The sequence below is a fragment of the Aliidiomarina maris genome (genome assembly GCF_003987335.1).
GTDB lineage: Bacteria > Pseudomonadota > Gammaproteobacteria > Enterobacterales > Alteromonadaceae > Aliidiomarina > Aliidiomarina maris.
This window is the reverse complement of sequence record NZ_PIPK01000021.1, coordinates 1-14,886: the sequence shown is the minus strand read 5'-3', so window position 1 is coordinate 14,886 and position 14,886 is coordinate 1. Positions and strand designations below refer to the sequence as shown.

The following is a 14,886-nucleotide window of genomic DNA, read 5'->3' as shown; positions in this document are numbered from 1 at the left end:
CTAATTTCAGGGCTTCTGCTTTAAATTCTTGTGTGTGGACTTTGCGTATTTTATTTGCTTTCATGATTCACCTCGTTAAGTGATTTTACTCACTTAGCTCGGTGTCCAAAAGTACTGGTACAGATCATAGAACTAGAAGGCGCGATGGTGACGCTCGACGCCATGAGCTGCCAAAAGCAAATCGTGAAGACCATAGTTAAAAAGAAAGCCGACTACTGCATTGCAGTGAAAAAGAACCAAAAATCGCTATATCAGGCGCTTCAAGATGCGTTTGAACTCAGTGACAGCAACGAACCTGGGCATCTTGAGCAAGAGCATGGTCGTGTTGAATATCGCGCCTACGATGTCTTATCGGCGCTTGAACTGCCTGTAAGCATACGTTCAGCCTGGTCATCGCTCGAGACCATTGGCCGTGCCACTTATTACCGATTAGCGAATGGCAAAGAGCAGATGCAGTATCGTTATTATATAAGCTCAGCACGCTTATCCGCTGAGCAATTTGCCAGTACAGTGCGCGCCCATTGGGGCGTTGAAAACCGACTGCATTGGGTTCTCGATGTGACAATGCGAGAAGATGACTGCCCGATTAGTCGTGGTCATGCCGCAGATAACCTGGCATGTTTCCGCCATGTTGCGCTGAATCAAATACGGCGCGAGAAGACGATAAAAGCGAGCGTCAATCGCAAACAGAAGATGGCTACTATGAGCGAAGAGGTGCTGGACTTAATCGTGAATGCTTAAAAAACGTTCACGCTCTCGCCCTGTCCCTTCATCCTGTCATTAATTCTAAAGCATGGGCCAATCGAAAAGAATCTAAGGTACGCTCTGACCTTTCCCCTGAAATAACACCACATCGTCCAATGATCCTTGCCTGTAAGTCACCTGCGGTATCAAATGATTGAGCCAGGCGTCGGGATCTCTACCCGTAGGAATGCAACGTGCCACCAATTTCTCATAAGCAGCTTCGCCATAGGGTACGACAATGAAGCCGGTATCGGGCTGCCCCACGGTCATGGTTTTACCCACAGCAGCATCGAGTCCCGCCATCAGACATAAGCATGCATCTAACCTGTCCTGATCATATTTATCAGGCTTGTCTAATGCTTCTAAAGTAGCGAGATAATCACATATCTCACTTATGCCTTTTTGTTTAAAGTCCTGTGCAAGCTGCTGGCAAAGCTGCTGCCAGTCGGCCAGAGAAAATTTAGCGCGGTTTTCAGGGTTATATCTAGGTAGCCTGCTACGCGCCGAACCGGCCTTTGAACTCAACCATCCTTTGGCAATAATGCTGAGAGTTGGATAAGTTTCGAATATTTGAATTGGCGCAGTCGTCGGACTCATCCTCACATCCGCATTTAATGCGTTAATGAAGTTAGTGATTGGTGCTAATGGACCAAACATGTCGTCACGCTTCAACGAAGAGGGTTGCATGCCGCCATAATGGTAACTAATCAGCGAGCCTACAATATTCTCAACTGGTCGTTGTCCCGAGGTATTACTGACGATGGTCGGTTGGTCAATATATATCTTGGTGGCAAATGGTGAGTGGCTATCAACCCAGGTACGAACCTGCTGGAGTGCCGTAGACCAGTCGACGATGACGGGCGGCTGCAATAGCTTATATTCTGGGTTGCTTGTCTGAGTGTCATGGCTGGAGATAACCGCCACCATCGCGCCTTTTTTGCGCGCTGTCCAAGCAGAATCAAAGCCGATAATAAGTGTTTTCATATCAACGATAATAACAGCATGTGTTGGTTTGCATAGAGGCAGATTTCCACCAACACGAGTGCGAAGAAAACCATTTGTTCACATACTAAGTTATAATGATGTATTGTCATTTGTAACTCGCCGCCAACCGAGTCTGCGGCGGGGTTTGTTTATGGTAAAAGGTCAATAAAACCATGGTTGAAGCACTGGTAAACCCAAACATATTAGCTTGGGCTCGTGAAAGAGCAGGGTTTGCTGTGTCCGACATAGCGGATAAAATGAAAATTAAGCAAGACAAGGTGCTGGCTTGGGAAGCTGGTGAGAAAAAACCAACGTTCAGGCAGGCACAGAAATTTGCGGACAAAACTTTTATCCCGTTTGGCTATCTGTTTTTAAATGAGCCCCCGCGCGAGCCCCTTCCTATTCCGGACTTGCGAACTGTGGGGGATCATCCCGTTGGGTCTTTTAGCTTAGCGCTGAAAGACACTATTCATGCCACAATTGAACGTAGAGACTGGTATCACGAATATCGGCTTGAGCAAGGCTTGCCAGCATTGAACTGGGTTGGCCAGCTAACCTTTGGCAACGTTGAAGAAGCAGTTGCAACCGTGCGGGCACTTTTAAGTGAGCACACCGCAGCTCGTCCCTCTCAGTTTCACCAGTACTTCACCCTGCTCATCGAACGAATGGAAGCGCTCGGAATTCTGGTCATGCGTAACAGTGTGGTCGGCAATAACACCAGCAGGTCTCTCAACCCTCAAGAGTTTCGCGGTTTTGCTATTGCCCATCCTCATGCGCCGGTTATTTTTATTAACACCGCTGATGTCACCCAAGCCTGGACCTTCACTCTGATGCATGAATTTGTTCATCTGATGCTTGGGGAGTCCGGCGTGTCAGACTTAAGCCATAAGAACGACAACCAAATTGAAAAATTCTGTAATCGAGTGGCGGCAGAGTTTTTAGTTCCCAGCGCTGAAATGGTGCAGTTATGGCAGAGTGATATCGAGAACTGGAAAGGTAATCTTCCAGAACTAAGCGCGCACTTCCATGTGAGTCATTGGGTAATTTCCCGCCGAGCGCTTGAACTGGGACTTATCAACGAAGACCAGTATTGGGCGCACTATAGAAAAATTATTGCTGAGTTTCAAAAAACCAAAGATGAGCAACGTCAGAAAGATGGTGGCCCACCGTTTGCCCGACTGATCAATATGAGATACAGCAAGAATCTTGCTGCCGCCGTGGCAAGTGAAGCGTTAAGTGGCAGGATGCTCTTACGGGACGCGCAGCACCTCATTGGCGTACAACCCAGCAAGCTTAAATCATTCGCCAAATCAGAGCTTAAATTTTGATTTACCTGCTGGATGCGAACTCGTTCATTCAGGCTAAAAACTTGCATTATCGCATGCGCGTGGTGCCGGGTTTTTGGGACTGGTTAGTTAAACCTCACGACGGGGTAATTCTCGAAAGTATCGACCATGTGTATGCTGAACTAACAAAGCATACCGGTTCGCCTGACGAACTCCACGGCTGGGCGCAATCACACAAACATTTCTTCCGAGCTTCAAACGACCTAACTACCCAGCAAGTATACGCGCGCATCGCCAACCATGTTGCCCTTCAACAAGCTTACTCGCAGGCCGAGATAAAGCGCTTTCTGCGCGGCGCAGACCCTTGGCTCATTGCTACGGCTAAAAACTTGTCTGCCACTATCGTGACCCACGAAGTCGTCGTGCCGGCCAACAGCTCTAAGATTAAGATTCCCAATGTTGCCCGAGAGTTCGAAGTCCAATGCACAGACATTTTCGACTTACTTGAGCTTACCTCTGCCCAATTAGTTTTAGGTCCCTAAGATGGCAAATTAACCCAAGCCATCAACCTAGCAATATTCCGCGCATCATCCACACCGCGATGGTGTCGCCCTTCAAACTCAAGGCCATGAAACGCGAGTGCATGGATTAGCCCGCTCTTCGCTTTACGGCTCAATCCATTACTTTTCCGCCATGCGGTTTTTAAGTTGATATGCGGTAGTTCAAAGAAATCAGGGGATGTGCCATTGCGCGAAGCGTCTGCTTGCAGTTGGTTTTTATCGTAGTTGCCCCAGCTACCCCACGCAGTCAACGGGTGTGCACCGAGCCATTGATTGATTGACTGAACGGTTTGAGTAAATGATGGCGCGGCATCCACGTCGGCTTGGGTGATACTGGTCAGTGCCGTGCAAAACGCCGATAGCGAAGGGTGCATAACAGGCTTCACCATGAACGAGTTAGTATCTACTATCGACCCGTCAAGTTTGGCCACCACGCAGCCAAACTCAATAATTTCCATGTCATGCACGGTTTGCCTGCGCTCAGTGTCAGGTACCGTAGTGTCCCAGCAGGTGGCTTCTAAATCCACCACCAGTATCAATGCGTTGTTACTCATAACCTTGAAGTTCCCTGAACCTGACATCCGCCACCGAATATGTATAAATAACTAGCATTTTATACATGCTAAAGTCGTCTTGCATAATGTAGTGAGTTCATTATACAAATCCTGATTAAGATATTCAGAAAAGACTAAGCTGTGCTTTGAACGCAAAGTGTTTGAACCCGTTTACCGTTATTGAAACGAGCTCTTATTTTGTACTTCTGGGTAATCGCACAGCACTCGATAACGAGTGCTGCGCCCGCCGCCAGGAAGCTTTTCCAGCACGCCTTGTTCAAGCAAGTCGCTTAAATGCCGTGTGGCGGTGGCTTTACTCACTTTAGCCACGCGCTGGTATTGCGTTGCGTTGATACCGTCTGGGAAATCACCGTCTAATAGACGATTCAGCACTTTACGCTGTGGCTCAAGTAAAGGTTTGTCGTTGTGGCGAGCCCAGAATTTTGTTTTAACAACCGTGCGCTCTATCTTCGCGAGTGCTGTTTCGACGGACAGCGTTAGGGTTTCAACGAACCAAACCAGCCATTCGGTAATGTCTGGTTGTTGGTCTGTAGCGAGTTTTTGCGTGCGTTCCAGCACATCGTAATATGCCTTGCGCTGTTCCAATATGGCCTCAGACATCGCAAACATTCGAATGCTACTCTGGTCAGCCTGGGCTAAAGCACGGTCAGTAAGCGCCCGAGTGATACGGCCGTTGCCGTCCTCAAATGGGTGAATGGTAACAAACCAAAGGTGGGCGATGCCTGCTCTAACGATGGGGTCGACATCACTGTCCTGAGAGCTATTAAACCAACAAATAAACTGTTCCAGCTCTTTGTCGATCATGGCACGAGGTGGGGCTTCAAAATGCACTTTCGGGCGTTGCAGTGGCCCCGATACGATTTGCATCGGGGCATCGCCACGCAGCTGACCGGGTGTCACTTTTTGCATGAGCGATGTATAACCTTGAAACAACCAACAGTGCCACTGCAATAGTACGTCAAGTGACAAGGGTTGCTGCCACGCTGTGACTGCGTCACGCATTAAGTTGGCCAAGCCTTCACTTTGCTCGGAAATTTTCACTGGGTTTTGATCGTCAATACCCAGTTGCCGCGCTAATGAAGAACGCACGCCGTACACATCCACCTTTTCGCTTTCGATGGCCGATGAAGCGACAATGTTTGCAAGCATGGCATCTAAGGTAAAAGCTTCGTGCCCTTCAACCAAAGCCATACGTCCTTTAAGCTGACCAATACGGTCATACGCACGCCGAAGCAGCGGCGGTAAGCGTTGCTGCTCCCACCGAAAGTCTGGCCAATTTGGTGATTGCCATAGCCACTGCTTCTGTTCTAAGTCATTCAAGCCCATCAATTCGCCTGCCACTTATTCACCGATGAGCCAATTACGTCAATTATTCAGCTCACTATATGAGCCAAATACTAGTAGTATTCGGCTCACTTTACAATGATTCAGCATGGTCGGCGTAAACCATTGGGCTTACGTTGTCTTCATAACGTTGTGCGAAGCATAAGCGCCACGCGTGTTGATGGTTAAATAAGCGAGGCTTCACATCTACACCGAGATAGCTGGAATATCAGCTGCCTGAGCTTTTAAATGCTTTGTTCTGTTGATAATGTGGTCGCGCAGCATTTCACAATAACGGATATCTTCAGGGCCTATATAAGGTTGTAGTTTAAACCACTCGATAAACTCACTTCCTTCAAGTTGGCTGAGCACCTTATCTGCGAGTCCAATTAACTGTCTCGACAACAGCTTTTTATCAATCTCGCAGGTTTCAGCGAAATCGGCCAGCTGATAGGCATGAATATCTTGTGGATCAAATTCATCGCCCATCGCCATGGCAAGCACATGTTTAAACTGAGGGAACATGGCCACATTTACTAAGTCATAAGCAGGCGTGAAGCGCGCGTTTTGCTTGTCGAAGAAAAGTGAAACATTTTTGCCGTGGCTGTCGTAGTTGCTTATCATTAAGTTAAATAATTGCCAGTTGATCAGCCACTGCCTGCTTTCAACTGGTGAACTCATACGCTGACAAAGTTGAAATAGCTTTTGTAGGCTTGCCCCATCACGAATGTGCTGAACATCACGGCCGTCGCCCAGGTTTCGCTCGTACTTATAATCTCGTGGCAGATTCAACGCTTGGCAGCCATCTATCACATGGCGCCTAAACACTTTGTTGCTCTGTTGCACGTACTTACGGTCAAATCGTTTGACGATAAGTGCCGGGTGCGGGTCAAAACGCTTAAAGGCGACATCAGCGGTTGGAAGGCCGACCGCGCTTGCCAGCTTCATGCAGAAGAACTCGTTTAATACCAAGTTTGGGCAGTTTTTCTTTTCAAACTTCAAGATATGGGTGGAACATAACAAGCCATCGCCAAAGCCTATATTGTCATCGCTATCAATAAAAACGATCAGCTTATCTTGCACACCAGCAACGCTCAGCCGTGGTTTGTCATCCCAAGTCAGCAAGCCAAAGTCTTCTCGTTGGTTAAGCCTTTCAATGAATTCAGCGTCCTCCAGCTTTCTAAATACAGGGGTAGCTTCAGCTTGATGGTTTTCTCGGGTGGACTCGAAGGTCACCGCGCCAGCTAGGTCATTGCCAATAGCGCGCACGTGCGAATACACATTCTTCTCCGACACACCCAAATGCTCAGCCAGCAGCTTACGTGCCTCCCCCTCGGGCAAAGCGTTATCAAGGTAGTTATATGCCACTTCAGGCGCATGTTGGTTATTAAGCGGTAGATGAGGCGAAATTGCAAAACCATCGGCTTGCCACTGCGGTAGATAACTCAGTTTTAACAGGTTTGTGGTTCTATCCAATGCCAATGAGCCAATGGCATGACCACCGTAACTTACCTGTAGTTGGTACGCGTCTGCATTCCCCATGGTTAAACCCACTCGTCTTCGCCTGATGAGTTCGCTACCGGCGTCAGTTCGCTCGACGTCAGCTTAATACCGAGCCCATTCAACACCGAGAAAACTGCCGATAAAGTACAGTTTTCATTGCCATTTTCGATGCGCGACAAGGTGTTAATACCGATACCGCATAAGGCAGCGCAATCCGCCAGCTTGATGCCGAGCTGTGTCCTTTTCGCTTTAATCAGCTGACCTAATATTTCCGCATTACCAATAAACATGACTTTAGGAATGTCTGTTGCTGTCACTCTCTTTGCCATGATAACCGCGCCCCTATTATTCACCATATTTGATGATTATAGAGTGGTTGCGGGAAACATCAAATAAAATCACCAATAACGGTTAATATATTATTGCCATAAGGAATTATAGCAATAGAACCCGATACTGGTGATTTATTTTAAGCCGCTGCAGGCGTTACTTTATCGAATTATTTTCTCAACATCCCACCCAAAAATGGATACAGTAATGTCCATTTTATGCGCTATTAAGCTATAATGGACATTACTGTAACCACTTGAGCTTGTTTATGAATTTTACCTTACTTGATGATACCGATGTAAGCCAAGCCTATGCTGCTCATTTACGGGGGTTACGCGAACGCGCAAAGCTGTCACGAACCGCAATCCCTCCAAATGGATGCAGGTCTGCGAAAGGCTCGTTCTGGAATTACTTTATTGACACCAGCCTACCTAACTGGCCGATTTTGGACGGAGCGAGAATTGGGTGCACTTTTGAACAAAGAAACCTTAATTCCTGTGCTCCATAACGTAACGTTCGATGATGTTAGAGAGTATAGCGGCATTCTTCCCAACCACTGCTGTGAAGCTCTGTGACAGGGATTGCTACAGCCAAGGCATACAGCCCCTTACCGATTGTTAAAAATTGCTCTGCGTGAGCTCTTTTCGCCGCTTCAGATGCTAGTTCTAAACGTCTTGTTACAACTCCGAGTTTTCTCATATTTAGCCAAAAGTCATGAAGCATTTGCTGTCCTGTTTATCAGCACTTAAATCTCTTCGTTCATCACCGCAACAACATCAATTTCAAATTTATCCTTAATTTCTTCGATAAGGCGGGTCGCCACCCCCTCCAATTCTTTGAGAACTTTTCCATCTACTAGAGCTTCTAGTTGCTTACGTTTGCGCTTCGAAACTTCACCACCGTTTTGAATAATAATCGACAAAACCCTATCGATTTTATTGTTCGGCAAGTCCACATTCTCGTTGATAAATTTTTTCAAACAGTCGAACACGGTAAGTAAGCATACTTCTTTTAGTAGATCATCGGAGATGGCTGTATCCATCATCTCATATACAAACTTTACATGCTCGGTGTAGTCCGGAAAGCGATACATGTAATCAATATCATTATTGATTACAATTCTATTGGAATTGTCGAATTCGTAATCCAACATCGCCATTATTGGTACCGAAATGGTTTCAAGAACCTGATCGTATTTTTGTTGGTTTTTTAAGATCGCAGCAGATATCGGAATAATAAACTTATGCTCTGGTTCTCGATGCTTCATGACGTCATGAATCAGATAGCGATGAATGCGACCATTTCCATCATCAAAAGGGTGAATATAAACTTCACCGAAAGATATCAAAGTTGCATGGAATAATGGGGGAACTGAGCCATCGATCATCAAGTTTTCATGTAGCTTGAATAGACCATTCATCATACTTGCTATGTGTTCTTGTTTAGCACCTACGTAATGAACATCTTCATCTCGATTCCCAAACCGTTGAATCGTTGTACCGACATAAATTTCCGATTCGCGGTAATCGGTCGCTTTAAACTTCTCATCCACAATTTGGTTCTGAACGTTGATGAGCGAATGCTTGTTCAACTCATATAATCCAACATTTTTTATTGCATTCAGGAATCTTTGCATTCGCTGCCGATTCGGCTCTTCTCGCTCTATCTCCGTCGATGACTTTGTTTCTTTTGTATAAAGGTAATTAACTGATCGCCCAATCACATCAACTGATAGCAGTTCTCCGATGCGCTGCATTTTCGCAAATGCAGTTTTATAAACGTCAGCCTTATCAAGCTGACTTATATCAGCTGTTTTTCGGATCGTCGGACAGAATTCAGGTGTACCTAACGCATTGTTAATAACCCGTGTTCGTTTATCTTTGTGTCCATTTCCCAGGGTGTAGTAGAACTTGTCTTCGAACAATTTTATATAATTCGACGACTTTAGGTCCGGGATATCAAGTTTCTGCCCAGTTAGCCATTCGTAAAGAAACCAAAGGACTCGGTTATATTGACTTGTCGGTTTATCTAAAATAAACGCAGTAAATTCAGTCACATTAATTTTTTTATAAATTGCTGCAAAGAAATGTAGTCTGATGCCTTGGTTTTTTATTGCCGCATGCATCTGCGAATAGGGGTTATCATCGTACTTTAGGTGGCCAGGAATTACCCTGCGCTTGCTACCACCATATTGGATCAACTGTTCCTTTTCCGCATTTGGATGCTGATAAACCTCCACCCCGAGCTTCGGTAGACGTAGATCGTAATGCAGATTGAGGTAAGCATATCCAACTGGTTTCATAGCAATCCTTTACTTCTTGCCAAAAAGGTCTTATCTTTAGTCAACGTTCATGTATACGTATATGATAGCTAGTTTACAAAAGAAATCATTACATTTTAGGTATTTTAGTTACAAATCTAAAATTACACTTACAAATGACCTGTTGTAGTTACAAAATAGACTTGTAACTTACGAATCAAAACTTCCTTGTTGAATTGCGACTTTTAGTTACATTAAGTCATACCAAACCAACGTCTCAATCATATCAGCAAGCTTCTAGTGCGGCGGCTGCCGTTCTTCATAGTAATGGTAACGGTCATAAATACCTTCCACACCTTTCAAACTATGGTTTATGGCCCGCTCACCAACGGCTCCACTGGGGCCTAGTGCTGACCCTTGACTGCGAAAGGTACGTCGTAAATCATGTACAGTAAAATGTTCTATGTCTCCCATCAAGTTAGGCCCGGGCCGTTTTCGGCCTTGTTCGATTCCAAACATTTTGTTGATTGCACGATTAATTGTGTCGCCACCAATGAAAGGCCTATTCGAACCTCTTCATGCTGGTAGAACATAGTCTGGACCATATGAACGCGCTTTGAGCATGTGAAACCATTCAACCGCTTGGCTTGGCAGTAGTATCACAATACCTTTGCCTTTCTTCACCCGCTGATCTGGTATTTCCCATTCTGCTTTAACTAAGTCCAGCGGACGCCAAGCACCAGATACAAACAGCAATGTAGTTATCCATACCGAAGCGGTCCATATGCTTCCGAAAAATCTTAGTTGCGTCTTTTATCTCGGCCAGAGAAAGCGCGCGATCCCGAGACCGTCGGCATATTTCCCGTGTTGTTTATTTCTGTCTAAAGATGCGATTTTCGTTGCGGTTAAAGTGGCCATGGTTGCGTACCTCTCGTGCCGTTTTTTTGCTGCTGTTAGTACTTAAAAGTAGCAGTTTTGAAGGGCTTTATCGAGTAATTTTTTCAACACTCTACGCACTGATGGATATTATAGTATCCAATTTCTGTTTTATTTCGCTATAATGGATATAACTGTATCCACTTGGTCTTTGCGGATGAATTTTACCTTACTTGATGATACCGATGTAAGCCAAGCTTATGCGGCTTATTTACGTGAGTTACGCAAGCAGGCAAAGCTGTCGCGCGCTGCATTGGCTGAGCGAAGCTGCGTACCTGCGGCCACCATTAAGAAATTTGAGCTGACCGGGCAAATTTCATTTCGTCAATTGCTGTTGCTATGGCAGACACTTGATTCGCTAGATAGGCTTTATCAGCTCACGCAACTTAGCAAAGAACGCGCTGCTATACCCACGAGTATTGATGAGGTGCTAAAAGATGAGTTTTAAACCGATTCAGAAGCTTAATGTTACTCGTACGCTAAGCTCAGGTGAGCAGATATCTGTTGGAGTCTTGGCGCAGAATCGGCAAGGCGTTTTTTTTCAGTATACTGACGACTATTTGCAGCAGTTTGGCAATTTATCACCGTTTACCTTGCAAGCGAATACGCTAGTTCAAGCCGCACCTAAAGCGCCGCACCAAGGTGTACATGGCGTATTTGGAGATTGTTTGCCCGATGGCTGGGGCATGTTGTTACAAGATCGTATTTTCCGGCAAAAGGGCATCCTACCTAATCAATTAACGGCGATGGATAGACTGGCCTTTGTCGGTGATAAAGGCATGGGAGCGCTGTCTTTTTCTCCGGTGTCTGAGTTTTCAGCCACGACATACGCGGACATTGATTTAGCAACCTTGGGCTTAGAAGCACAAACGCTGTTCGATGCTTCAATGTCAGATTATATGGATGATAATCACGATGAGTTAGATGGGCATACGCAACAGGTGTTGGCCGCATTAGTCGCCGGTGGTAGTTCGGGTGGAGCAAGGCCCAAGGCGCAGATTTATATGCCTGCAGGGGAAACTCAGCATTGTCGAACCTTTGCTCAGCCTAGAGATGAGGCTTGGCTGATTAAGTTTACCTCGAAAAATCTCGCGCTCGGGCATGAAGAAGGGTTGTGTGAAGCGGTTTATTTGCAAATGGCCGAGCTTGCCAAGTGCCAACCACCAGTCTGGCAACTCATTGAAGCACCAACTACAAGCGGTGCGTCTGCCTGGTTGGCGCTTAAGCGTTTTGATTATGTCACGGAGCAGGCCCGTTTAAGCGGTAATCGCAGTTCAGGTCGCCTACATATGCACAGCGCTTGCGGGCTGCTGGATGCAGACTTTCGAACGCCAAGTTTAGATTATATTGACTTGATCAAAGCCAGCCGTCAGTTGTGTAAATCCCCCGCTGCTGGGCAGCTGCAATTTCGCCGTGCCGTTTTTAACCTGCTGTCGTCTAATCAAGACGACCACAGTAAAAACTGGGCGTTTTTGCAAGCGGATGACGGTCAATGGAACCCTGCACCTTTTTACGATGTTACCTACAGCCCGCATCCATTCAACGAACACGCCACTGCTTTCGGCGGTTATGGCAAAGCGCCATCGCTTAAGGTGATGCAAAAACTTGCTACTAGTGCTGGCTTTGCGAATTGGAATGATGCAAAGCAAGTTATTGAAGAAGTCGCAGAAGCCATCTGCCAATTTACGTATCTTGCCAAGCAACAAGGGATCAGTAAAACAACAATGTCCGTGATTGCTAAGACATTGGAGCAGCGTAAACAAGAAAATGTAGCGCTTTTTCTATAACAATAAGAAGGGACAGTAATGAAGCTCGGCCGAAACGATCCTTGCCATTGTGGCAGTGGTAAAAAATTTAAACGTTGTTGTATGAGCAGCGTTTCCAAGCAACATGCCCAAGTCTTCGATGATGTTGAAACCATGCTGGCAATGAACCCAAATTTGAGTCTTGATGAACTCAATGCCGCTTTGCAGCACAAAGTGCAAGAACGCAATCATCAACCTCATCCCGATTTTTGTGGCGTAACCCCAACGCAAATGGCCAATTGGCTTTATGCGCCTTTTGATGAATTAAAGTGGGTGACAATTTGCACTCCCGACTCTCTTTCTGCCAGCCCAATAATGCGTTATCTAGCCCTCATTCTTGATGAGGCCATGGCGCAAGAAGGCTCCTTCAAAGCCACGAGTAAAGGCAACTTACCGGCTAAGTTGGTTAAACAGGCCAGTGAGTTATTGCCTGAGTTTGCCGTTGCTCAATTCGAACGTAGTATAAGCATCAGCGAGTTTTCGGGCAGCAACGAAGACAAATTTAATGCCTTGCACTACACCCGAGTGCTTGCCGAAATTAGCGGTATTATTTATCGGCGCAGTGGCCGCTACCATGTAAAAAAATCAGCGCAAAAGCAGTATCAAGCGCTAGGCATACAGGCCTTTTTCAAACCTATGTTAGAGGCCGCCATCAGCAAATATAACTGGGGTTATTTGGACAGTTTCGAATACGATGTCGACTTGCGCACTTTTTGGTTGTTTATGCTGTGGCGTATTCAAAGCCACAACAGTGTGGAGCAGCTTGTGAAAGAGGTGATGACAGCTTTCCCTGATCTATTGCTGGTATTCCCTACGGATGATTACTTCTCGCCAGAAAGAAACTTAAGTATGCTCATCGAATCACGATTTATTGAGCGATTTTTGCAGTTTTGGGGATTTATAACGATTGACCCAAGACGTTATATAAACGCTGAACAAGTCGCCAGAGTGATTCAGGTACAGCCTTTGTTAAAACAAACTTTTCAATTCACAATAAATAAATAGCAAGGTCACCGTGAGCGAATATCAATACTATAAATTTGAGCGTCTGGATGGGTATTTAGATGCTAAAGCACGTCAAGCACTCAGAGCCATTTCAAGCCGTGCCGAGATCAGCGCTACGGCCTTTCAGGTGTATTACACCTACAGTGATCTAAAGGCCGAGCCTTTTGAGCTGATGTTAAAATACTTTGATATCGGTTTTTACTATGCCGATTGGGGCTCAATCGATGTACACATCAAGCTACCAGCAGGAACGCTTCCAGATGCGTTACTTGGCTTTTCAAGTGATGGACTTCATGTTCACGAAAACGATGAGTGGCAGTTGCTGATTTTTTCCCTTGAGGAGTATGATGAGTATTTTGACGATGAGCATGCTGACGACTTTTTCCAGCATTTAGCCGCTTTACGCGGCGGGTTAATGCAAGGGGATTGGCGCCTTGTGTACTTTATGTGGCTCAAAGCGTTTGATTTTAATGATGGCGTTGAGCGAGTGCCGTTAATTCAATTCGATTTTGAGCACCTCAGTGAAGAGGAGCAGGCGTTTGCTGCGCTGTATGATATTCCCTTAGCATTGGTTAAGGCGCTCGCCATGGTGCTGAGCGAACAACCCAGTCACCAAGCCAAACAAACTCAGCTTACGCTTGATGCGTGGATCCATAATCTCTCGCAAGCAGAGAAAGACACGCTATTACGCACGTTGTTTGAGCAAGGCCAGCTAACCCGTCACCAAGCCTTAGCGCTGACGCGAAAAGAACCTGTCAACACAGACGAGATCTATCAATACTGGTTAACCTCCGCCGTCATTTCTCCTTTCATTGAGCAAGCGCAAAGTCAATTACAGCAAGAGCAAGCCGCAGCACTCGCAAAAAAATTAGCTATCGAAAAAGCGGAAGAAGAAAAAGCGTTGACGGATATCTACAATCAACGTGAGCACTACTGGCAGCAATCACAAGAGCAAGCGGATCGAACTTGCGCCAGTGGTTACGATGCGGCATCACGCTATCTGCATCAGCTGTTTGAGGCCTATCAGTTCAAAGCTGATGAAGCGGCGTTTGAACAACGCTTTAAGCGCTTTGTTGTGGCGAATAATAGCCGTAAAGCACTGTTAAATCGCTTGAGTGATTTGCTTTAAACGATGAGGCGATAGGCTGGCCAAATGACGTTAGCAAAAAACCGATTGAGGGTTGGTTGAAAGGTTGTAAGCCCACCAAAGGTCTACAAATTGTTAACTATGAAGTCACTTTGGGTAGACCTCGGGGTCTAAGCAACGCGCTTTTACCATCTCTGTGGTAAATACTGCGTGAAATACAAAGGCATCACGATATTGGTTTGCTCTAATGCGGATGAGCCTTGTGTACCCGTTAACTTAAAGGTTTTACTTGGAGTACATTTTTCAACGTAGGATGCCAACGATTTTGCTCTTGTACGTTTACCACTTTTGACCTCCACAGGGCCTTGTTGATCAAATCCGTACCGAGGGTAAAATTGCCCCTTTCCCACCTGGGGTTAACGCACCATTTCGCTCACGGGCATGCCAAGGCGGGTTAATTTATTAAGTACGGCGACCCGTACATAACC

At 45.9% G+C, this 14,886-nt stretch carries 14 protein-coding genes and 1 pseudogene; 7 read left to right on the top strand and 8 right to left on the bottom strand.

All coding sequences use genetic code 11. From position 1 onward, the window contains the following. The first annotated feature begins 114 nt into the window (after positions 1–114). Positions 115–741, top strand: a complete 627-nt coding sequence (locus tag CWE07_RS13990) for an ISAs1 family transposase (RefSeq protein WP_338067881.1) — start codon at positions 115–117, stop codon at positions 739–741. A 72-nt stretch (positions 742–813) separates the two neighbouring features. Here CWE07_RS13990 and CWE07_RS13985 read toward each other — a convergent pair whose 3' ends face one another. Then, positions 814–1,728 carry a DUF429 domain-containing protein gene (locus CWE07_RS13985; protein ID WP_111570566.1) on the bottom strand — a complete coding sequence of 305 codons (915 nt, stop codon included), beginning with the start codon at positions 1,726–1,728 and terminating at the stop codon, positions 814–816. A 173-nt stretch (positions 1,729–1,901) separates the two neighbouring features. On the opposite strand from CWE07_RS13985, the gene CWE07_RS13980 reads away from it, so the two are divergent. Both CWE07_RS13980 and CWE07_RS13975 read left to right on the top strand, forming a co-directional pair. Continuing rightward, positions 1,902–3,056 carry an ImmA/IrrE family metallo-endopeptidase gene (locus CWE07_RS13980; RefSeq protein WP_111570565.1) on the top strand — a complete coding sequence of 385 codons (1,155 nt, stop codon included), beginning with the start codon at positions 1,902–1,904 and terminating at the stop codon, positions 3,054–3,056. After that, positions 3,053–3,556, top strand: a complete 504-nt coding sequence (locus CWE07_RS13975; RefSeq protein ID WP_111570564.1) for a DUF4411 family protein — start codon at positions 3,053–3,055, stop codon at positions 3,554–3,556. Before CWE07_RS13980 ends, CWE07_RS13975 begins: the two co-directional genes overlap by 4 nt. Here the strand turns inward: CWE07_RS13975 and CWE07_RS13970 are convergent. From CWE07_RS13970 to CWE07_RS13940, 6 genes are all read right to left on the bottom strand, one after another. Then, positions 3,553–4,128: a 3'-5' exonuclease gene (locus CWE07_RS13970; protein WP_111570563.1), complete on the bottom strand. Its 576-nt coding sequence runs from the start codon at positions 4,126–4,128 to the stop codon at positions 3,553–3,555. The genes CWE07_RS13975 and CWE07_RS13970 overlap by 4 nt on opposite strands. Before the next feature lie 177 nt (positions 4,129–4,305). Beyond that, positions 4,306–5,475, bottom strand: a complete 1,170-nt coding sequence (locus CWE07_RS13965; protein ID WP_111570562.1) for a Fic family protein — start codon at positions 5,473–5,475, stop codon at positions 4,306–4,308. 204 nt (positions 5,476–5,679) lie between these two features. Beyond that, positions 5,680–7,026, bottom strand: a complete 1,347-nt coding sequence (locus CWE07_RS13960) for a HipA domain-containing protein (RefSeq protein ID WP_241974154.1) — start codon at positions 7,024–7,026, stop codon at positions 5,680–5,682. Continuing rightward, positions 7,017–7,304, bottom strand: coding sequence for a helix-turn-helix domain-containing protein (locus tag CWE07_RS13955; protein ID WP_111570561.1), 288 nt, complete (start codon positions 7,302–7,304; stop codon positions 7,017–7,019). Before CWE07_RS13955 ends, CWE07_RS13960 begins: the two co-directional genes overlap by 10 nt. A 746-nt stretch (positions 7,305–8,050) precedes the next feature. After that, on the bottom strand, positions 8,051–9,607 hold the full coding sequence (locus CWE07_RS13945; protein ID WP_111570559.1) for a Fic family protein: 1,557 nt from the start codon (positions 9,605–9,607) through the stop codon (positions 8,051–8,053). A 534-nt stretch (positions 9,608–10,141) separates the two neighbouring features. Further along, entirely contained in the window at positions 10,142–10,321 is a 180-nt protein-coding gene (locus CWE07_RS13940; RefSeq protein WP_111570558.1) for a hypothetical protein, read from the bottom strand. Positions 10,322–10,658: 337 nt separating this feature from the next. On the opposite strand from CWE07_RS13940, the gene CWE07_RS13935 reads away from it, so the two are divergent. From CWE07_RS13935 to CWE07_RS13920, 4 genes are read left to right on the top strand one after another with little or no spacing between them, the layout of a single operon-like run. Next, positions 10,659–10,949: a helix-turn-helix domain-containing protein gene (locus tag CWE07_RS13935; RefSeq protein ID WP_001011876.1), complete on the top strand. Its 291-nt coding sequence runs from the start codon at positions 10,659–10,661 to the stop codon at positions 10,947–10,949. Beyond that, complete coding sequence (locus CWE07_RS13930) at positions 10,939–12,288, top strand: type II toxin-antitoxin system HipA family toxin (protein ID WP_111570557.1); 1,350 nt, start codon at positions 10,939–10,941, stop codon at positions 12,286–12,288. The genes CWE07_RS13935 and CWE07_RS13930 overlap by 11 nt, the downstream gene beginning before the upstream one ends. Positions 12,289–12,306: 18 nt before the next feature. Further along, entirely contained in the window at positions 12,307–13,311 is a 1,005-nt protein-coding gene (locus CWE07_RS13925) for a YecA family protein (protein ID WP_111570556.1), read from the top strand. Between the two features lie 10 nt (positions 13,312–13,321). Further along, positions 13,322–14,440 (top strand): hypothetical protein, encoded by a 1,119-nt coding sequence (locus tag CWE07_RS13920; protein WP_111570555.1) that lies wholly within the window; start codon positions 13,322–13,324, stop codon positions 14,438–14,440. A 143-nt stretch (positions 14,441–14,583) separates the two neighbouring features. Here CWE07_RS13920 and CWE07_RS13915 read toward each other — a convergent pair. Continuing rightward, a pseudogene (locus CWE07_RS13915) lies at positions 14,584–14,760 on the bottom strand (AAA family ATPase); the annotation flags it as partial. Between the last annotated feature and the right edge of the window lie 126 nt (positions 14,761–14,886).